General features: G+C 35.0%; 21 protein-coding genes. 10 read left to right on the plus strand and 11 right to left on the minus strand.

The window, feature by feature from the left end; translation table 11 throughout:
• Positions 1-23: 23 nt before the first annotated feature.
• Together BK577_RS02565 and BK577_RS02570 are read left to right on the plus strand one after the other, a co-directional pair.
• Positions 24-1,580 carry a response regulator transcription factor gene (locus BK577_RS02565; RefSeq protein ID WP_078431477.1) on the plus strand — a complete coding sequence of 519 codons (1,557 nt, stop codon included), beginning with the start codon at positions 24-26 and terminating at the stop codon, positions 1,578-1,580.
• Complete coding sequence (locus tag BK577_RS02570; protein ID WP_078431478.1) at positions 1,580-3,292, plus strand: sensor histidine kinase; 1,713 nt, start codon at positions 1,580-1,582, stop codon at positions 3,290-3,292. The genes BK577_RS02565 and BK577_RS02570 overlap by 1 nt, the downstream gene beginning before the upstream one ends.
• A 61-nt stretch (positions 3,293-3,353) precedes the next feature.
• Here the strand turns inward: BK577_RS02570 and BK577_RS02575 are convergent, their stop codons facing one another.
• On the minus strand, positions 3,354-4,790 hold the full coding sequence (locus tag BK577_RS02575) for a glycoside hydrolase family 1 protein (protein ID WP_078431479.1): 1,437 nt from the start codon (positions 4,788-4,790) through the stop codon (positions 3,354-3,356).
• Between the two features lie 276 nt (positions 4,791-5,066).
• Between BK577_RS02575 and BK577_RS02580 the strand changes: the two genes are divergently transcribed.
• The 3 genes from BK577_RS02580 (at position 5,067) to BK577_RS02590 (ending at position 7,754) form a co-directional block, all read left to right on the plus strand.
• Positions 5,067-6,206: a YibE/F family protein gene (locus tag BK577_RS02580; protein WP_425435895.1), complete on the plus strand. Its 1,140-nt coding sequence runs from the start codon at positions 5,067-5,069 to the stop codon at positions 6,204-6,206.
• Positions 6,203-6,967, plus strand: a complete 765-nt coding sequence (locus BK577_RS02585) for a YibE/F family protein (RefSeq protein WP_078431480.1) — start codon at positions 6,203-6,205, stop codon at positions 6,965-6,967. Before BK577_RS02580 ends, BK577_RS02585 begins: the two co-directional genes overlap by 4 nt.
• A 142-nt stretch (positions 6,968-7,109) precedes the next feature.
• Positions 7,110-7,754, plus strand: a complete 645-nt coding sequence (locus tag BK577_RS02590) for a hypothetical protein (RefSeq protein ID WP_078431481.1) — start codon at positions 7,110-7,112, stop codon at positions 7,752-7,754.
• A 167-nt stretch (positions 7,755-7,921) separates the two neighbouring features.
• Here BK577_RS02590 and BK577_RS02595 read toward each other — a convergent pair whose 3' ends face one another.
• The 3 genes from BK577_RS02595 to BK577_RS02605 all read right to left on the minus strand — a co-directional run bounded on the left by BK577_RS02595 (position 7,922) and on the right by BK577_RS02605 (position 10,007).
• Positions 7,922-8,836, minus strand: a complete 915-nt coding sequence (locus BK577_RS02595; RefSeq protein WP_078431482.1) for an NAD(P)/FAD-dependent oxidoreductase — start codon at positions 8,834-8,836, stop codon at positions 7,922-7,924.
• 78 nt (positions 8,837-8,914) lie between these two features.
• Positions 8,915-9,355: an Rrf2 family transcriptional regulator gene (locus tag BK577_RS02600; protein WP_078431483.1), complete on the minus strand. Its 441-nt coding sequence runs from the start codon at positions 9,353-9,355 to the stop codon at positions 8,915-8,917.
• A 100-nt stretch (positions 9,356-9,455) separates the two neighbouring features.
• Entirely contained in the window at positions 9,456-10,007 is a 552-nt protein-coding gene (locus BK577_RS02605; protein WP_169908068.1) for a PadR family transcriptional regulator, read from the minus strand.
• Positions 10,008-10,273: 266 nt separating this feature from the next.
• Here BK577_RS02605 and BK577_RS02610 point away from each other — a divergent pair, with 266 nt between their 5' ends.
• The 3 genes from BK577_RS02610 to BK577_RS02625 all read left to right on the plus strand — a co-directional run bounded on the left by BK577_RS02610 (position 10,274) and on the right by BK577_RS02625 (position 13,757).
• On the plus strand, positions 10,274-11,506 hold the full coding sequence (locus BK577_RS02610; protein WP_078431485.1) for a cytochrome P450: 1,233 nt from the start codon (positions 10,274-10,276) through the stop codon (positions 11,504-11,506).
• A 736-nt stretch (positions 11,507-12,242) separates the two neighbouring features.
• Entirely contained in the window at positions 12,243-12,899 is a 657-nt protein-coding gene (locus tag BK577_RS02620) for a GntR family transcriptional regulator (RefSeq protein WP_169908069.1), read from the plus strand.
• A gap of 87 nt (positions 12,900-12,986) precedes the next feature.
• Complete coding sequence (locus BK577_RS02625; protein WP_078431488.1) at positions 12,987-13,757, plus strand: SDR family NAD(P)-dependent oxidoreductase; 771 nt, start codon at positions 12,987-12,989, stop codon at positions 13,755-13,757.
• A gap of 52 nt (positions 13,758-13,809) precedes the next feature.
• Here BK577_RS02625 and BK577_RS02630 read toward each other — a convergent pair whose 3' ends face one another.
• Genes BK577_RS02630 through BK577_RS02640 form a run of 3 tightly spaced genes read right to left on the minus strand, consistent with a single transcriptional unit; the run spans position 13,810 to position 15,736 of the window.
• Positions 13,810-14,598: an ABC transporter permease gene (locus tag BK577_RS02630; protein ID WP_078431489.1), complete on the minus strand. Its 789-nt coding sequence runs from the start codon at positions 14,596-14,598 to the stop codon at positions 13,810-13,812.
• A complete protein-coding gene (locus BK577_RS02635) occupies positions 14,595-15,500 on the minus strand; it encodes an ABC transporter ATP-binding protein (protein ID WP_078431490.1) in 906 nt (301 codons plus the stop codon). Before BK577_RS02635 ends, BK577_RS02630 begins: the two co-directional genes overlap by 4 nt.
• Entirely contained in the window at positions 15,497-15,736 is a 240-nt protein-coding gene (locus BK577_RS02640) for a PLD nuclease N-terminal domain-containing protein (protein WP_078433439.1), read from the minus strand. The genes BK577_RS02635 and BK577_RS02640 overlap by 4 nt, the downstream gene beginning before the upstream one ends.
• Before the next feature lie 122 nt (positions 15,737-15,858).
• Here BK577_RS02640 and BK577_RS02645 point away from each other — a divergent pair, with 122 nt between their 5' ends.
• Positions 15,859-16,401, plus strand: a complete 543-nt coding sequence (locus BK577_RS02645; RefSeq protein WP_078431491.1) for a helix-turn-helix domain-containing protein — start codon at positions 15,859-15,861, stop codon at positions 16,399-16,401.
• A gap of 49 nt (positions 16,402-16,450) precedes the next feature.
• Here the strand turns inward: BK577_RS02645 and BK577_RS02650 are convergent, their stop codons facing one another.
• Positions 16,451-16,942: a hypothetical protein gene (locus tag BK577_RS02650; RefSeq protein WP_078431492.1), complete on the minus strand. Its 492-nt coding sequence runs from the start codon at positions 16,940-16,942 to the stop codon at positions 16,451-16,453.
• Between the two features lie 238 nt (positions 16,943-17,180).
• On the opposite strand from BK577_RS02650, the gene BK577_RS02655 reads away from it, so the two are divergent.
• On the plus strand, positions 17,181-18,170 hold the full coding sequence (locus tag BK577_RS02655) for a glycerophosphodiester phosphodiesterase family protein (protein ID WP_245823415.1): 990 nt from the start codon (positions 17,181-17,183) through the stop codon (positions 18,168-18,170).
• A 201-nt stretch (positions 18,171-18,371) separates the two neighbouring features.
• Here the strand turns inward: BK577_RS02655 and hxlA are convergent, their stop codons facing one another.
• The 3 genes from hxlA to rpiA form a co-directional block, all read right to left on the minus strand.
• On the minus strand, positions 18,372-18,983 hold the full coding sequence (gene hxlA, locus BK577_RS02660) for a 3-hexulose-6-phosphate synthase (protein WP_078431494.1): 612 nt from the start codon (positions 18,981-18,983) through the stop codon (positions 18,372-18,374).
• A gap of 69 nt (positions 18,984-19,052) precedes the next feature.
• Positions 19,053-20,003 (minus strand): sugar kinase, encoded by a 951-nt coding sequence (locus BK577_RS02665; protein ID WP_078431495.1) that lies wholly within the window; start codon positions 20,001-20,003, stop codon positions 19,053-19,055.
• A gap of 85 nt (positions 20,004-20,088) precedes the next feature.
• Entirely contained in the window at positions 20,089-20,760 is a 672-nt protein-coding gene (gene rpiA / locus BK577_RS02670; RefSeq protein ID WP_078431496.1) for a ribose-5-phosphate isomerase RpiA, read from the minus strand.
• Positions 20,761-20,768: the final 8 nt, after the last annotated feature.

A 20,768-nucleotide genomic window follows, 5' to 3' on the forward strand; every position in this document is an offset into this window, starting at 1 on the left:
TATTATATCTCGGAGGGAAAAATATGTATCGAATCTTAATTGTAGATGACGAAAAAGACGAACGAAACGTTATTCGTTTTCTTCTCAATAAATACCGTTTTCAACTTGATATAATGGAAGCAAGTAATGGAAAAGAGGCTCTTACTCTATTAAGGAAACAACCTGTTCATATTTTATTTACAGATATTAAAATGCCTTTTATTGATGGGATTGAGTTAGCTACAAAAGCGCGAGAACTTTATCCTGCTATTCAAACCATCTTTTTTAGTGGTCATGATGATTTTGACTATATAAAAAAAGCTCTATCATTACGAGCTGTTGACTATATTTTGAAACCGGTAAAACCTGATGAATTTCTACAAACACTTCGTTCAGTCATACAAAATATTAAAACTCTGGAAAAAGACCTAGCAGAAATAGAAGCAAATACAGAACTCTTAAAAACCCATATTCTTAATCGTCTTATAAATAAGACTCCTTTGCAAAAACTTAAAAATGAATACCCTTCCATCAATTTCGACTTTTTATGTGATTATTCATACATGATTTTAATGCAGTTTGATGAACCTTTTTTCGATCGGCTTCCTGAGGAAAAAGATACTCTATTTTTCTACCATACAATCGAAAAGGCTATTCCAAATTTCTCATGCAACTTTATTGATCTTAATCCTTTTCAAATTCTATTGTTAGTTAAGAAAAACGGAGAGAACTGCTTACACACTAAGCAGACTGCAACAAGCATTCAAAAACAAATTCATGAAGAATACGGTATAAACTGTTTTACCTCGATCAGCACGAAACTGTCATCACCTAGTGAGATGCCAAAGTTCTACGAGGAGTTGGAGAAGGATATCGAAGACCGTTTTTTCTATTCTGACACCTATGTATTTCCAAAAGAAGCCATACAAATCGAAGATAAAGGATATCCTGAAGGAGATGATGCCCTCCTTCTTGCCATAAAAAATGCTGTTACATTTGCTGATATTGTTAGTTTTAAACAAAATATGAACCTTTTGTTCGAAAAGTACCGCTTAAATTTGGAAATATCTCATATCTATGTGAGATTTTTATTTTCAAAACTATTACAGCTGCTAGTGTGTGATCTGCCCTTATATGATAAAAAAACCATTAATAAAAAAATGGAGACAATATATTCCTGTCATCATTTTTCTGATATTGAAGAGATTTTAACATCCGTACAAAATGAGATCATAAAAAAATTGGAGGATGAGAGAAAATCTCCAAAACATGTGATCCAAATTGTAAAAAAATATATACAAGAACATTACCAGGAAGATTTATCTTTGAATTTATTATCTGAACAAGTCTACTTATCACCAGGATATCTAAGTGAAATATTCATCCAGGAAACAGGTTGCGGGATCAATAAATATATTAAGAATCTAAGAATGGAAGTTGCTAAAGATCTACTCAATAATACAAATATGAAAGTGAATGATATATGTCATAATGTTGGCTATCAAAATCTCTCATACTTTGTTAGGAGTTTTCGGGAGCATTTCGGAGTAAGTCCGGAAAAGTACCGTCAAAGGGATAAAAAAATGAAAGAGAACTCATAATGATGCACAATATAAACAAATGGTTTAAAAACCTAAAATTTAGAAATAAAATCTTATTTATCTGTTTACTATCCGGTCTACTCCCAGTCATTACATTAGGAAGTTTCTGGTATAATCAGGTACAACATTTATTCATTACACGCGAAAATGAAGTGTTGGATGAATCTCTTAATCAGGCAATCTCAAGCCTTGATTATAAAGTAAACACTTATTTTGATGCAATGAATCATATTGTTTGGAATGAAGATGTAAAAAGAGGTGTTACATCTACTTATGATAATAACTATGAAATGTTTTTATTTTATCACTATACACTTGATCCACTATTAAGCACTTCGAAGTTTTTACAAACAGATATTAATAGAATTACGATTTATAGTAACAATAAGATGCATTCACACGGTGAGAGTCTCAGACCTTTAACAGATATTAAACAATACAGTTGGTTTGAAAGCATTTCGGAAACATCCACACCAACATTAATCGTATCAGCTAAAGAGAAATCATTCGAGGTTGCCAGCCAATTATTTGATCGTCACCATAATACAACCAATATTGTTTACATGGATATCGATTATGAGAATGTGTTTGAATCAATGTCTACCTTATATGAAAATAATTACGGACTCATTATTCTTGATGAACATGATAAACCAGTGTTTCAAATAAACCAATTTTCAGAAACAAATATGTCTTATGCGCTAACAGAAAACGAATTGTTAAAACAAGTACGTGAGGATACATTAAAAAAACACTATATCTATAAGAAAGCTGAACTTACCCCTTATAACTGGACAGCCTATCTTTATCGTCCGTATGGTACAGTCTCCGCTTCTTCTTTCGGACTTGAGCTTACTTTTTTTATCGTTGTTCTTTCTTCCATCCTGATTCTGTTTTTATCTATTTATTTTCTTTCAAAAGTGGTCGTACGACCGTTAATCATGTTATCTAAAAATATGGAACAGGTTGAAAAAGGGGATTTGGTCGTAACTGTGACCAACACTGCATCTGATGAAATCGGTCACTTAATTCAAAAGTTCGGGAATATGGTTCATAAATTAAATACAATGATTAATGAAGTATACAAAAGTAAAATTGCTCGCCAAGAATATGAAATGAAAGCATTACAAGCCCAAATTAATCCTCACTTTTTCTATAACAGCCTGTCTCTGATCAACAGCAAGGCAATTATGGCTGATCAAGAGGATATTAGTCAAATGGCTCAATATCTTTCAACATTTTACCGTACGACATTGAATCAAGGAAAGCATACTATATCTATTAAAGATGAACTTAAAAATACAACTTCCTATATTCAAATTCAACGAATGATGCATTCTGATTCATTTGAGGTTCATTGCGAAGTAGAGAAGGATATTCTTGATTACACGATGATTAATCTTCTTTTACAGCCGTTAGTGGAAAATGCAATCAATCACGGAATTGACCACAAAGTAACGCCCGGTAAAGGAATCTTAACCATATCAGGTAAACAAACTGAGGATCACTTAATTTTCACAGTTTCTGATAATGGTTGTGGGATAGAACCTGAAAAGCTGGAAACCATTTTAACCAACAAAACAAAGGGTTATGGAGTAAGGAATGTCCACCACCGTGTACAACTTTCCTACGGGCAGGAGTTTGGTTTAGCTTATCAAAGCGAAGTCAATAAAGGAACAACAGTAACCCTTACGATTCCTAAAAGGCGGTAAGGGTTACGAATTAGGTATTGCTGAATTATTAATAACGCCTCTCACCTGAGAGGCGTTATTTTTATAATTTTTCTCCATTACTTTCAATCACGTCTTTATACCAATAAAAAGACTTCTTCTTTTTCCGTTCTAATGTTCCGCTGCCATCATCATGTTTGTCCACATACACATAGCCGTACCGTTTGGAGAATTCCCCCGTTGACATGCTGACCATATCAATACATCCCCAGCTTGTGTAGCCCATTAACTCCACACCATCTTCGATTGCTTCACCCATTGCTTTAATATGTTCACGTAGATAGTCAATTCTGTAGTCATCATTGATTGAGCCGTCTTCTTCCACTTTATCATACGCTCCTAATCCGTTTTCCACGATAAATAGAGGCTTTTGATAACGATCATATAATTTGTTTAAACTGATGCGTAACCCTTCTGGATCAATTTCCCAGCCCCAGTCGCTTGCCTCTAAAAATGGATTTCGAATTCCACCGATAATATTTCCCTCAGATGATTCTTCATCTGATTTCACTTTCTTCTCCGTGCGGGACATATAATAACTAAAGCCGACATAATCGACTGTCCCTTCCTTCAACAATTCCAAATCACCATCTTGAATATCTAATTCTATATTATGTTCTTTAAAGTATCTCTTAATGAAAGCAGGATACTCACCACGGACTTGAACATCTCCACAGAAATAGTTGAACAGCTGTTCTTCCCGTAATGCATGCATCACATTTTGCGGATTGCTATCAAATGCATAAACTGGTGCAAAAAGGATCATGCAGCCAATTTGAGAACCAGGAATGATCTCATGGCATGCTTTAACCGCAATCGCACTTCCAAGAAATTGATGATGATAGGCTTGGAATGTAGGCTGGTATTTATCCTCTTCAGATTGAATTGAAAATCCGAGTCCATTGATTGGCATAACTAAACCACTATTGATTTCATTAAAGGTCATCCAATTTTTAACCTTGTCTTTATAACGAGTAAAAATTGTATTCACATATTTTTCAAAGAACGTCACAACTTCACGATTTCTCCAACCACCATATTCTTTTACTAAATGCAAAGGCATTTCATAGTGTGAAATTGTCACAACCGGTTCAATTCCATACTTATGCAGTTCATCAAACACACGGTCATAGAATTCCAGTCCTTCTTGATTGGGCTCTACTTCATCACCGTTTGGAAAAATTCGTGTCCATGCAATCGACATGCGAAATGCTTTGAATCCCATTTCGGCAAACAATGCAATATCTTCTTTATAACGATGGTAAAAATCTATTGCTTCGTGATTTGGATAAAAATATTGATCCGGATGGATTTCAAAGTCAAAGCCTGGCTTTACTAAAAATTCATACCGTGCTTTACCTCCCGGAAGAACATCTGCAATATTTAACCCCTTATTTCCTTCATTATATCCACCTTCAATTTGGTTAGCTGCTGTAGCGCCACCCCATAAAAACCCTTTTGGAAAAGGATAACGTGTCATGTTGTATACCTCCAGATTATATTCCATATTAATATTGACTTTTTTTGTCATTTTATTAGTTTTCAATACCTCTATTAAAAACAATACATACTTTTAAATGGAACGTAAACGAGTTAGCTGGAAATAGTTTTTTGTCACACCATTTGGAATTTGTTCCACATATGTAACACTGTGTTTCTAAAAATCCACCTCCACTTCATGGATCACCTTTACTTCAAGTAAAAAAATATACTAATATGGAGTGTATTAGATTTCACTATATTTGGAGGATATAGATTGAACGTTATCGAAACAAAGGACAAAAAAATGAAAAATAGACAAGTTATTTTATATCTACTATTAATACTAGCTTTTGTGGCATCGCTTATTTTTGTTACCAACAATTATTCATTTTACGATCGTCCAATCGCTGAAGTTACACAAACAGAAGCAACAGACTCAACTGAAGTGATCGATCTATATGATAATAAAGATGAACTTTTCACTCAGCAGATTACCGCTGAATTAAAAAACGGTGATCATAAAGGACAGCTTATCCATCTGTCAAATGAATTTTCAAGTTCAAAAGCTTATGATCAAGAATTTAGAGTAGGACAAAAACTGTTCGTTTCAATTGATGAAAACAACGGGAAACATGCCCTTTTAACAGGCACAATTAAAGATCTAAAACGTGATACTTACGTGTTAATTGCTGCTTGGATTTTTGCTATTATCGTGTTAATTGTCGGTCGGAAACAAGGTTTCTTTTCTCTCATCAGTCTAGTCGTAAATGCCGTGATCTTGTCGTATGCATTAGATCTTTATCTTGATCAACCAGATCGAAACTTAATCGTAATTTGCAGCATAGCTGTTATTTTATTTACAGTGATCTCTTTGTTACTTGCAAACGGATTTAACGAAAAAACCTATGCAGCGATCATCGCTACATTACTAGGAACGTTTCTGTCTCTGTTTATCTCCTATCTCGTTATTTGGCTAACCTCTGAAGAAGGACTCCGCTATGAGGAGCTTCAATTTATAACCCGTCCTTACCAGATGGTTTTTATGGCAGGATTATTTCTAGGTTCGTTAGGAGCAGTAATGGATGTCGCGATTACCATGTCTTCTTCCATTTTTGGGTTGTACGAAAAAAATAACAATATTGCTGTAAAAGCACTAAAAAAATCAGGAATGGAAATAGGGAAAGATATTATGGGAACAATGACTAATATTTTGTTTTTTGCTTATATTAGCGGTTCAATTCCTATGTTGATTTTATATTTAAAAAATCACTCACCATTGGGATACACTCTTTCCATGAATCTTTCACTAGAATTAGCCAGAGCACTGGCTGGCGGGATTGGAATTGTCATCACCATTCCTATTGGTCTATTTACAACGATATTTTTCATTAATAGAAAGAGGGCAAAATTATGAATGCACTAGTAGTACTTGCAGCTATCTTATTTCTATTAATGGCGCTAATTGGAGGAAAAAAAGGGATACGTTCCTATTTAGCATTGTTCTTCAACTTTGCTGTCATTTTTATCCTTCTTTTCTTTTTGAATGATCCAAATATCGATCCGATCATTTTTACGATTATGGCAAGTATTGTTATTAGCTGTATTAATCTTTTTTATATTAATAAAGTGAACAATACAACGATACCTGCATTTATTTCGACGATTATATCGATTGTAGTTCTTCTTTTATTTATTATCTTTCTTACTAAGAATGCAATGATTCAAGGCTTCGGTGAGGAAGAAGTAGAAGAGTTAAGTATTTTCTCTCTTTATATTGGAATTGATTTTACCAAAATCGCTGCATCTGTCATGATCATGAGTACAATCGGTGCCATTACGGATACAGCAATCGCCGTGTCATCACCTATGCGGGAAATCCATTTTCACAATCCAACTATTACCCGAAAGGATTTATTCACATCAGGATTAAGCATTGGAAAAGATATTTTAGGCACAAGTACGAACACACTGTTTTTTGCATTTTTCGGAGGATATTTAGCCCTGCTTATTTGGTTTAAAGATTTATCTTATTCTTTAGGTGAAATTGTAAATTCCAAAATATTTAGTGCTGAGATGCTTACATTGCTTTGTGCCGGCATCGGTGTAACGATGGTTATACCAATAACCTCCTGGATTACATCATTGTATTTACTTAAAAATCAAGAAAAAGCGTGATTAAAATGACGGTATATCTCAATCAATGAGGTGTACCGTTTTTTGTATGATAAAACGTTCCGGACAGAAAATACCTTTCTTCACCTTATATATATAATAAAGAAATTTTATCTGTAGAGATAATAGAAAAAGGGTGACGATATTGAAGATGAACGAAGCAGTAGAGATGCTCACAAAAGCAGGAGTCTCTGAAAATATAAGAACACTCACCATCAGAAAATGGATAAAAGAAGGAAAAATTACGTCGGATGATACAAATGGAGCCAGCATCGATCACCAAAGAACTGAACTTAAGCACCATAGTTTCCGAGATGAGAAAAAAGAAATGATTAGACAGTTTCAATCACAATTAAAAGTACAAGAAGGATATATTGAGGGAATCAAGGCTCTTCATGAAAATTCTATAAAGCAAAGAGAACAGTTGCATCAGGAAATTTCACTTCTCAAAAAAGAAAAGAATGATTTACAAAAGGAAGTGGATTCTTTGCTAAAAGAAAATATCCGACTAAGAAATGAAATAATTCAGCACAAAGAAAATTCCATACATACTAATTCTAGTAAAGCCCAAGAGCCAAAAAAGGAAACAGCCCCTCTACAAATGCGTTTTCCATTACAGGATTATCGCGATAAATTAGGTCTATCAAAAGTGTCTGGAAAAAAAGAAGTAATGTCTGCCTATAAAGAATTATTAAAGCTATCCCATCCCGATCACGGCGGACAGCTTAAATCCTTTCAATACATTAAAGCAGACTTTGATCAGTTTAAGAAGGATTTTAAAACTAGATAAGGACTCAACAAAAGCGCAAGCGCCTTGAACAGCCCCGACAAGCATAAGACGCAAATGAATAGAAGACGTTCTTTGTCTTCAATTCATTTGTGGCTTATGACCTCGAGGGGCTAGGCGCTGGAGCTGGATGTCAAGCCTTCCCAAGTCCTTTAATATAATGACATCCTCTAGAATTCCCTTGAAGTAAATTCCTTCATTATCAAATCGTGATTGATACCAGCTGCCGCTCGAACACCTTGGCCCGCTGCGATGATTAGCTGTGAAGGGCCGGAAAATGTGGTATCTCCTGCAGCATAGACTCCCTCAATATTTGTTCTGCCAAAATCATCAACAATAATTCCATTCGTATTATTCAGCTCACATCCAAGGGAGATAGCTAGATTATTTGGCTGCTGAAGATCAGTTGTAACAAAACCTCCCACTCGGTTCATCGTTGTACCGTCTTCAAAAATTACTTTTTCTAATTTACCATTTGTTCCTGATAATGTTTCTATTCTCTCTTTCTTTATGATCAATCCTTTCCTTTTAAGTAGGAGTTCATCATCTTCTTCTAGAATTGGGTTACCGTTTGTACACACGACTAAGTCATGGCTCCATTGATAAATCATTTTTGCCAAATGAGAGGTATTGCTATTTTCACCGATTAATACTAAAGGTTGATCTCTCAATTCCCACCCGTCGCAGTACGGACAACTGAAGAGGCTCTTTCCATAGTACTCGTTTATTCCTTTTACTCTTGGTAAATTCTCCTTAAGACCTGTTGTTAACATTACCTTTTTGCATGTGAACACTTTTCCTTCTTCAGTCGTTACTGTAAATAGGTTGCTGCTTTCTTTCTTGATTTCAATAACTTTTACTCTCTCTACTTTTACTGATGGATATTTACTAATATCATGATGTGCCAACTCCCTGAATTCACTAGGTGAAACACCATCTCTTGTAATAAAGCCGTGTGATTCCTGAGTAACTTTATTTCTCGCTTGATTATTGTCAAACAATACAACCTTTCTCTTTGCTCTCCCTAAGACAAGAGCAGCATTTAAGCCAGCAGGTCCCCCACCGATAATTGCACAATCTAACATTTGTTTTCCTCCTCGTATTAAATGTCCCTCAATTATAGATATTACAGATATTCATAGTCTCTAATTGGATTAAAAAAATTAATTTGCGATAGAATTTATATTTTCTGCCATTTTTCCATCGACCTTTTTGACCAGATCTTCAATCGTTTGTGACCCTAGATAATCCTCCATCTTTCGTTCAGCTTCATTCATTACTTTTTCAATTAAGCAATTTTCCCGATTGTGCTGGGTATGATCTAAACTGCAATTGAATAATGATGATGTTCCTTCTATGGCATGGATGATATCCAGGAAAGATATATCTTTCACATCTTTTATTAATTTATATCCACCGTTTACACCCGTTACAGATTCGATAAAACCGGATTTAACTAAAGTTGTTAATACTTTTGACAAATAAGTTGGCGAAACCTTTTGTACCTCCGCTAAAGGTTTTACCCCAATTGATTTTCCAGATGGTACTATTGCCAAATAAACAATTGTATGGAGGGCATAATTCGTTGCTTTGGAATATTTCATGTTTCTCACCTCTAATTAAAGACTTAATAAATCTATAATATCTGTGATATTAAGATATGTCAATGTTGAAGCTCCTCTATCTATTTGTATATCATGTTAATCAATTTTCGATTTCCTTTAGAAAAGATAAAAGCTTTTCCATCCATCGTATATTCTCTTCTGATTGACTAAAAGCATGTTCACTAATAAAATGCACAGCTTTCTTTTGTTTATCATCTAATCGTTCCATTCTATTTTTTATTTTTTCACTATTTTTTGACTCCCTATATTCAACCCAACGTTTCTTTTCCTGGTTAATAGCATCTTCAAGCAAAAAGACTGCTTTAAGTGGATCAATGAACTTAATTAAATAAATGGATATATATAAATCTTTCAAATTAGATACTTCTTTAAAACTATGATAAATCTCTTGTTCAAGAAACTCTCTTCCAATCTTGGTTATTTTATAAAGAGTCTTATTTGGACGATTTTCTATTTGGATGGATTCTACCGGTTCTATATATCCCTTTTTTTGCAGTGCCTCAAAATTATAATAAAATTTCCCCTCACTCATCCTATTTATAGGTAATGCATCAAGTAAATCTTTCTTTAATTTGTATGGATGACTATTTTCATCGGCTAAGCTCCCTAGTATAAATAATGAAACAGACAAGAGACATTCTCCTTTTTGATCATAAATTCCTTCTCATATCCTTTTTGATACAACTGGTTCTATTTTCACTCTATTCATTATGGCATAAAGTGACTGTGAGATAATAGTCGGTTAAAGAATAGTCTATTGAAATCAAAAATATTGATTTATAGGATGACTTCCCTATTATGTATTACTCTTTTTAAAATACTCCAATTAGAGTAGATTATAAATAGAAAGTTAATCAACATCTATAGGAGTATTTATTCTTAAGGAGGAATAAGACGATGATTAAAGAAGTTATTCCAATTAAAGAAATTACCAATTTCCATTCACGTACAGAAGAGTTTTTCCCTATTAATTGGTACAAAGAAATGCTGCAAAAACATCCTGTATACTATCATGAAAAAACGAATACATGGAATGTATTTAAATATGAGGATGTTAAACAAGTATTAAGCAACTATAAATACTTCTCAAGTGAAGGATCGAGAACAACTATTTTTGTTGGATCTAATCATAAACAGGCAAATCCTTCATCTATCACAAACATTACAAATGTGGATCCACCTCAGCATAGAAAAAGCCGCTCTTTGTTAGCAGCAGCTTTCACTCCCCGTAGTTTAAAAAATTGGGAACCCCGTATTTACCAGATTGCATCCGAACTCGTTGAAGAAATAAATGAAAATTCAGTTGTTAATATAGTCGATGCTCTGGCTGCTCCTTTTCCAAGCTTTGTAATAGCTGATCTTTTTGGCGTGCCCATTCAAGATCGTTATCAATTTAAAGAATGGATCGATATCCTTTTCCAGCCTTATGACGAAGAAAGACTTGAAGAAATCGAATTGCAAAAACAAAAGGCCGCACAAGAATACTTCCAATACCTATATCCTATTGTTATTCAAAAGAGGATGAACTTAACTGATGATATAATATGTGACTTAATTCGTGCTGAAGTAGATGGAGAAAGATTTACAGATGAAGAAATTGTACAAGTCACCATGTTGTTATTAGGTGCAGGTGTTGAAACAACAAGCCATGCCATCGCCAATTCTTTCTATTCATTACTCTATGACGATCCATCGGTATATGGAGAGCTAAGAAATAATGAAGAACTCATTCCAAATGCTGTCGAAGAAATGCTTCGCTATCGATTTCATATGTCAAGAAGAGACCGAACTGTAAAGCAGGATAATAATTTATTAGGTATTGAATTAAAAAAAGGGGATGTCGTCATTGCTTGGATGAGTGCCTGCAATATGGATGAAGACATGTTTGAAAACCCGTTTTCTTTAGACATACATCGTCCAAACAATAAAAAACATCAAACGTTCGGAAATGGTCCACATTTTTGTTTAGGGGCACCTCTCGCACGATTAGAAATGAACATTGTACTTGAGGTCTTCACACAAAAATTTTCCCACATTGAACCAGTGAACGGGTTTGAACTGGAAAAAAATCTTACGGTTTCCGCTACAGGACAATCCCTTACGAATCTACCGATGAAGGTCCGTATGTAAGCAATAAATGAACGATGAAAAGAGAACAGCATATCCTTGTTGTTCTTTTTTTTGAATAAAACCACTCATCTATCACATCCTAAGAAAAAACCCTAAGGATGAGTAAGTTGATAGCTACTTTTTTTAGAATAGTAAACGCGATCTTTCTTTGGACAGGTGTCATCAAGTTTCTTCCCAAACAATCTTTTAAACGATATTTACCTGTTACATTATTCTGTTCTTGTCTTTTATTAATCCAAACGCTCCTCAACCCCATTTTCAATTGGTGGAAGGTAAAAGGCGGAACAAAATATATGGTTTTTGATGCATTAGCGTTTATTTTCGGACCCTTTTTTACTATTAATTTGTGGGTATTTCATTTTACATACGGTAAATTTTCTTTGTATGCACTTTGTAATTTTATCATGGATGTCATTTTTGCTTATTTCTTTAGTCCAATTTTCCAAAAGATTGGACATTACAAATTAAAAAAATTCAATTCCACAACCCTTTTCTGTATTTCTTTTTCACTCGCTCTTTTGAATTATGGTTTTCAAAAAATAATTGAAAAAATAGACTCCAGCAACTCTATTTAATTCAATTTATTAATAAATGGTCTCTCATTTATCAAACCGTCTTGAAATAAAATAGGCGGTTTTTATTACTTTTACAATCACCTCACACTCCAAAATACTTTAAACTAGTAAATATGTTAAAATTAACCGAACAGATCATAATTTGTTATGGAGTGAAAAAGTTGTCAAGAAACACCTCCCCTTTTTATAGTGCTGATAATCAGTTTGGTGAATCATTACCAGAACAGATCGCTAAATATATATTAGAAAAAATAATGAAGGGTGAAATTGGTCCGGGACACAAAATTGTCGAAGAGCATTTTGCCCAAGAACTTAAAACAAGTCGTGCTCCTGTAAGGGAAGCTTTATATTTATTGCAAATAAGTAATATTGTCGAAAGAATTCCAAGGAAAGGTACCCTCGTTAAATCTTTTTCTCGCACTGAAATTCGTGAATATACAGAAGTCATGATTGGGCTTATCCAAATGGCATTAGAGCTTTCTAAAGAAAAATGGACAAAGGATTCTCTTCAATCACTAGATGAAAAGCTTACCCTTATGTCGAATAAGTTTCTAGCTAGTGAATTACTAGCTTACCAGGAGTCATCATCCATCTTAACGAAGTATCTTTTTGAAGTTGCCGGTAATAAGGCTCTTAGCAAGTTTTATGATGAATCAGTATATATTCTTAATGTGTTTGCTAAAGTTAAATGGACTATTGAAACGATGAATCATTTCCACCCAAAGATGTTGGAAGTGGTCGCTTGCATAAAAGAAAATAATATAGGTCAAGCCAAGGAAATCATTCCAGGTCTATTACTTGATACCTTAACAGAATAGAAGGTTTTTCCTTCTAAAACAAAATTGTCGACAATCGACAATAATAGCGATAACATATATATAACAAACCTAAAGGGGGAAATAGACATGAGTTTTACAGGAAAAGTTGTATTAATTACAGGAGCAGCTAATGGCATCGGACTTGCTGCAGCAAAAGCATTTGCCGCTGAAGGAGCAAAATTGGCACTTGTTGATTTAAAATTAGGTGCGTTGGAAAAGGCTGCTAGTTCAATTAAAGCAGATGATGTTTTATTATTGGCGGCTGATGTATCCAAGGAGGAAGAAGTACAACAATATGTTACAGAAACAAAAAATAAATATGGACAAATCGATGTTTTTATTAATAACGCCGGTATTAACGGAAAATTTGGTTTGTTAGATGATCAAACAATGGACAATTATCAGGCAGTCTTTGGTGTTAATGTTCTTGGTGCATTCCTTGGATTGAAACATGTCTTACCTATTATGAAGGAACAAAAAAGTGGTGCGGTTGTAAATACAGCATCAAACGGAGGATTACTAGGAGCTCCTGGTATGGGGCTTTATGTTGCATCTAAGCACGCGGTATTAGGCTTAAATAAAACAGCTGCACTAGAAGCTGCCGATTATGGCGTTCGGGTAAATGCTGTAGCGCCATCAGGAGTAGATACACAAATGATGAAATCAATTGAAACAAATGCTATGCCTGGAAAAGAAGGTGAAGCTCGCACTGCATTTGAAAACAGCGTTCCTTTGAAACGCTACTCAACTCCTGAAGAAATTGCAGATCTCATGGTTTTCCTTTCTTCTGATAAAGCTTCCTTTATCTCCGGATCTTATTATCGAATTGATGGTGGACAAGGAGCTACATCGGCTTAAATATATATATGACAATAAAGCACATCTTTTTTGAGATGTGCTTCTTATATTCTTACTCATGATGATATTTTTTAGTAGAAATCCAATAATACGTTATATAGAAAGTCAGGATTATCCAAAAAAACACTGCCGCCAAATGAATCCATACATCTGATTTAAGAGATCCGAATATTAATAACTCCATGGCATGAATACTCATACTAGCTGGATTAAAGAGATCAATAACTGGATGAATAGTAACTATTATTCTACATCCAATTAGGAAGACAATTGAAATTAATGCAATGATGCCTTGACTATTAAAAATCGTACTGACCATCATAGTAAAAAAAACAATAAAGAGAACCCATACAAGATATAATAATAAGGCAATAAGCATAAGTGAAAATGGCACATTTGAAAAAAGATTAAGAACATATAAATACGAAGTAAAATATCCCAAAGCTACACTAATCACTGCTATTAAATAATTTGATACTACTTTACCACCTATATATGAAAGAACTGAGACAGGTCTTGTTAAAATAAATGCCAACATACCGTTTGTTTTATCTGCTTGAATTATTCCCATCATTGAAATGGCTAGAATCATTAGTCCCATCTGATCAAATTGAGAACCCAATGTGCTTGCGAGGACCTCTCCACCTTTTTGATTAGCCAAGCCCGGATTTATGGTAACCCCCTGACCACCGCCTAATGCTTGTAAAATCGATGGCAAATAGTAAGTTACAACTGGCTGCGTTATGCCTAAAAAGATAAACACGATCGGCAGCCAAATAACTTTAAAATCGCGAATCATTTGAACAAACTCTTTTTTAGCCAATACAATACTACAATTCATTGTTCCACCACCAATTTCAAGAAAATTTCTTCTAACGTATCTTTATTCATTTCAAATTTAACAATGTCAACTCCATGATCAAGTGCGTGTTTCAATAATAGATTTTTGTTTTTTTCAATATCTTCTATTTTGATTTTAACTTTTTGTCCAGTTACCTCTACTTCTTTTACGTAAGAAATTTTTTTCATAACTTCTATCCATTCTTGATCTTTTGCTGTAATTTCAACATACAGTTTATTATCACTATTTCGACTTAACAATTGTGAAATAGTTGTATCTTCAATTTTTGATCCACCTTTTATCATAACAAAACGTTCACATATTTCTTCTGCATCACTAAGTATGTGGGTTGATAATAATATGGTTGTATCTTTTTTTATTTCTTTTATGAGATTTATCACTTCTCTTCGTCCAATAGGGTCTAATGCCGATACAGGTTCATCCATGATAATTAGTGATGGCTTATGCAATAATGCCTGTGCAATCCCCAGTCTTTGTTTCATTCCCCCTGAAAATGTGCCTACCTTAGAATTTTCTTCTTCTTTCAGCCCAACTTTCACTAAATTCTCTGGTATTAAATCAATCAATTCTTTCTTTGGCAAACCGGATAGCTGCCCCATAAATAAAAGAGTTTCCTTAGCAGACATCCAATGATAAAAGTTAGGATACTGAGGCAAATATCCAATTTCCTTTTTCATCATGGATATGTCCCTTCCATTCAGTAAAACCTCACCGCCGGTAGGATTTATGATATCTGAAATAACATTTAATAAGGTTGATTTTCCCGCACCGTTTGGTCCGATTAACCCCACACATTCACCTGATTGTAATTCCATCGAAAATTTGTTGACTGCCGTTTTTCTTTTATAAGTTTTTGTCACATTTTTAACTTCCAGTTTCATAGTCTTTTACTCTCCTTTCTTCCTATTACGAAATACAGGATAGGACCCAAAGTATTAACAAAAAGAATGACCACCATCCAGATTAGCGCATTTTCCCTCGTTTTTCTGTGTCGATAAAGATCAAATAACGCAAGGAAAACCAAAATTGCTCCAACTGCCATTACCGGTAATACAATCGGTAGAAAAACCATAAAATCAATGTCTTTAAGATCTTTTATTCCATAATGTAGTTCCATTTTCATTATTCCTCCTATCTCATTCTCGTTATCAATAATGATAACGAGTTTCCTCACTCATTGCAATCATTATTCTCATTATTTATAATGAGAATTAAAACAACTAAATTTAGGTGAGAATCGTGAGTAATAAAGTTGAGATTTTAATGCACCCTGTCAGAATGAAAATTTGCCAAACTTTAATGAGACATAAAGAAAATGGGCTAACCCCATTGGAAATGGTAAAATTAATAAAAGATATCCCTCAAGCAACTCTCTATCGACATATTCAAATTATGGCAGACGCTGATATTATTCGGATTATTAAAGAAAAGAAAGTAAAGTCTGTTTTAGAAAAATATTATGCTTTAAATGAAGCAGAGGCAAAGCTTGATGTTGAGGAGTGGAAGAGAATTCCCAACGAGGAAAAACTGGACTATATCTCTTACTATCAACTATCTCTGATGACACAATATCAAGCTTATTTGGAAAATTTAGAGGAAAACAGACAGGAGGATCAAGCCACTTTTACTGTTGTAGAATTAAACTTAGGTGAGGAACAATTTCAATCATTTCAGAACGAATTAAACAATTTGATGAATAAATACTACAACACTTCAAGCGAAAGTAACGGATCAGAAGCCTCTGTTCGTACCATTGGAATTACGATTATTCCAAATGCTTAAATGATTGGTCCTAAATGAATAGGCGTGAACTTCTAGGTTCACGCCTATTTTACACGGTTTCCTGAGTCCGTTTGTATGAGAGAAAGCTTTTTATTTTCTCTAACAAATACTGAAAACCATATAATAGATATGCCTTATAGTGTATATAAATAAAAAACTGGATACGATTCAACCTGTTTAGGCGTATGATCTTAAACTTTTTTAAAATATCCATAACAATAAAAGCAAAAATCCCATCTGAAATAACATTAAGCATAATATACTTTTTAAAGTTTCCATATGAAACCTTTAATAACCACATGAAAAGAGGCATATAAGGACCAATACTAAAAGGAAGTTCATCTTTTATGAATAATTTCCGCTTATCATAAAACTTCCACCAGCCTCTCCTATTTCCATACAAATGATTAATGATTTCAAACAGAACAACAAAAATACCTGCCCATGAATACCGCTTAAAACTTTTCTTACCTATGAATAACAATGTTAACCACGGAAAGATGATAATTGATAGATTAAATAGTAAATGCCTCTTAGTCATAGATAACACCACCTCAACTCCTTTACACTCTCATACAGAATATCCAAAATCTACTAAAAACAACGCATGATAAAGGATTTATTACAAAAAAAGAAAAAGTCAAATCCAAGATGAGACAATATCTTTAATTATCATAATCTTATTATTCTTTAGTCATTGAGAAGTAAATAAAAATCGATATCATTATATAAGTGGACCGACCTATTATCTTACCCATATGATGGAGGCAGAAAAAAAAGTGAAATTCAAAAGAGCATTAAAACGAATCGCTATCTTTTTCATTCTATTGGTTTTATTTATTTTTCTTAATAACAGTTCTATGTTTACAAAAGATCGTGAAGATGTTGATCCCTACTTGCTTGCCCACAGAGGACTTGGACAAACATTTAGTATGGAAGGAATTGAAGGGGATACATGTACAGCAGAGCGAATCTTTGAACCCGAGCATCCTTACCTTGAGAACACCATTCCTTCAATGGAAGCAGCATTTGATGCCGGAGCCGATATGGTTGAGTTTGATATAAAACCCACAAAAGATGGACAGTTTGCCGTATTCCATGACTGGACACTAGAATGTCGAACAAATGTTGAAGGAACAACGAAAGACTATACAATGGCAGAATTGAAGAAAATTGATATTGGCTATGGATACACAGCTGATAAAGGAAACACCTATCCGTTTCGAGGAAAGGGTGTAGGACTCATGCCTTCTTTAGAGGAGGTCTTGTCCCACTTTCCAAATGAGTCATTATTAATTCACATGAAAAGTAATGACCCGGAAGAGGGAATTCAACTGGCTGAATATCTATCTAAGTTACCGAAAGAACGTATAAGTCAATTGACCATTTACGGAGGGGATGAACCAATTGCATCTGTAAAAGAACAAATTCCTGAGTTACGTGTCATGTCAATGGCTACCATGAAAAGCTGTATGATTCCGTATATTGCTATTGGTTGGACTGGTTATATTCCTTCCTCTTGTGAACATACACAATTACATTTACCAGAAAGTATTGCACCTTGGATTTGGGGATGGTCAGATAAATTTTTAAACCGAATGGAAAGCGTTGATACACGGGTTATTACTGTTGCAGGTGATGGTGGCTGGTCAGAAGGATTCGATCATCCACAGGATTTGGAAAGACTACCTTCAGACTATTCCGGCGGCATATGGACAAATCGCATTGATAAGATTTCCCCAGTTTTTGAAGATGGACCCATACATTAATCGTTAAAAATCTGCCTAACTATTTACACCAAACTCTTACTTATATGTCTAGTAGGAGTCTTGGTGTTTGAGTTCCATTGCTCTTACTGTACTTAATCCATTAGAGAATTATATAGCAATAAAAAAGTCCTGTAGAACAGAACTTGCTCTACAGAACCTATCTAAGAATCCATTTTACTATATGGTTTCTGGCACCAGCATCTAAATTCCCTTCATTTTTGCGGCTGCGAGTGCTGGTTTTTCTGCTCCTGTGATGGAGCTGCCGGCAATAATAATATCCGGTTGATGTGCAGCAATCTCACGTATGTTTTCTAAGTTAATTCCACCCGCCACTGCAACTTCAAAATTGAAGTCCTCAACAAGGGAAAATAATGTTGTATCAAACGTTCCTTCAGTTTGCTTGTCCTTTCCAACATGCAGACTGACAAGCTTTACATCGAGTTCTTTGAGCTCTGCAATTCGATCTCTAGAATGAATCTCTAATAAATCAATCATGACTTGCTTTCCCATTTCTTTTGCGACCTGTAATGTATCTTTAATCGTCAAATCAGATGAGAAGGCCATAACGGTCGTAATGTCAGCTCCTGCTTCAAATGCTTGGCGTGCTTCGTGTTTTCCAGCATCACATGTCTTCATATCAGCAAGGATTAGCTTGTCAGGGAAAAGTGAACGCATTTCCCTGATAATTGACATCCCGTACTCTTTAATTACCCCTGTTCCTATCTCAATGATATCAATGCTTTTTTCTGTTTCCTTCGCGATGCGGATACAATCCTCTTTGGTTAGGCGATCTAATGCTAACTGTAAGTTCATTTTAACACCTCATTTTATCTTCGTCCCAGGTCCGTCACCCAATTTTCAAATGAGCTGTTACCTAGTTCTTTATCGTTCAATCCGTTCTACTTCCCCAAGTCTTGCCTGAACATCTACCAAATATGGCAATCCCTCATTATCACCTTTGACACTGACAACCATCGAACCAATTGTGTTGGCAAAGTGAAGTGTTTTCTCAAGGGACCACTCATGTAAAATCCCATAAATGATGCCAGCATTAAAGCCATCTCCCGCACCAACCGTGTCGACCACCTTAGAAGCCTTCACAGGAGCTGACGTTACTATCTCACCATTAAAATAACCGACAGAACCTTTTTCTCCTTGTTTAATGGCAATAAAAGAAATCCCTAAGTCTTTCACTTTTTCGATAATAGTCGCCGGATTCTTCTCTCCGATAATAATCTCCATTTCTTCGTCACCGACAAGTAAAATATCAACATGTGGCAAAATCTCTGACAATACTTTCCGTGCTTCTTCCTTACTCCACATGCGAAGTCGGATATTTGGATCGAAGGAGATTTTTAAACCATTTCTTTTTGCAAGTTCAATAGCCTTGTAGATGACTTCTATGTTCCTCTCGCCAATTGCAGGATAGATGCCTGTAATGTGTAGTATTTTTGTTTGTTGGAAATAAGCCTCATCTAAATCATCGGCCGTCATCGTGAGAGTCGGAGATTTATCCCGGTAATAAAATGTCCGGACATTTCCATCTTCCATAATCTCTTTAAAATTCAAGGAAGTTGGATACCCATCAACAAACTCTACTTGGGAAACATCGATCCCTTCCCCGCGGGTAAAGTTATGAATGTAGCTTCCAAACTCATCGTTTCCTAACCTGCTAATATACCCTGCTTTTAACCCAAGGCGCGCGCAGCCAATCGCAAAATTCAACTCCGCCCCGCCAATCTTTTTCTCAAATCCATTAACAAACTTCATCGGTCCCGTTGCAGTTGGGTTAAGAACGACCATTGCTTCCCCAACCGTGATGATATCCTTCATTCTAACTCCTCCAAACACTTTTCCGATTATCTAAGAAATGAAAGCAGCTCCCTTTCGCTCGATTGGGGCAAAAGGAAACGACCTATTAAGTTCTTGAATACAGTTCTATTTCTCCATTTCGGGCAACAATCACTTTATCTGCCATTCCAGCAAATATCCCTGTATCTATTACTCCAACCATCTGAATCAACTTTTCATGTAAGGTTCCGGCATCATCGATTGGCCCAAAGGAGCAATCGATGATATAATTTCCGTTATCCGAGACAAAGATTTGATCGTCTTTCCTTCTTAAAGTTGGAATCCCTCCAAGCTTTTTAATATTCTCTACAGTCACTTCAAACCCAAATGGAAGAACTTCTATTGGCAGTGGGAATGTTCCTAGCTGTGAGACCATTTTCGTTGCATCGGCAATGATGATCAATTCATCGGCACAAGCATCGACTACTTTTTCTCTAACTAGTGAACCCCCGCCTCCCTTTATTAGGTTTAAAGAGCTATCAATTTCATCAGCTCCATCAATCGCCAAATCAATATGTGTAGTTGCCGAAAAATCGATTAGCGGAATGCCAAGTTCTTTCGCCAACTTTTCGGTTTTTTTAGAGGAAGGAATTCCTTGAATTTGAAGCCCTTCTTTAACCCGTACACTCAGCTTACGAAGAAACCAATTGACCGTAGAGCCTGACCCCAAACCAAGCGTCATTCCATTTTTCACGTATTTTACGGCTTCTTCTGCCGCAATGACTTTATCAACCTTCATAAAAAAAT

Source organism: Metabacillus halosaccharovorans, from assembly GCF_002019635.1.
In the GTDB taxonomy this organism is placed as follows: Bacteria; Bacillota; Bacilli; order Bacillales; family Bacillaceae; genus Metabacillus; species Metabacillus halosaccharovorans.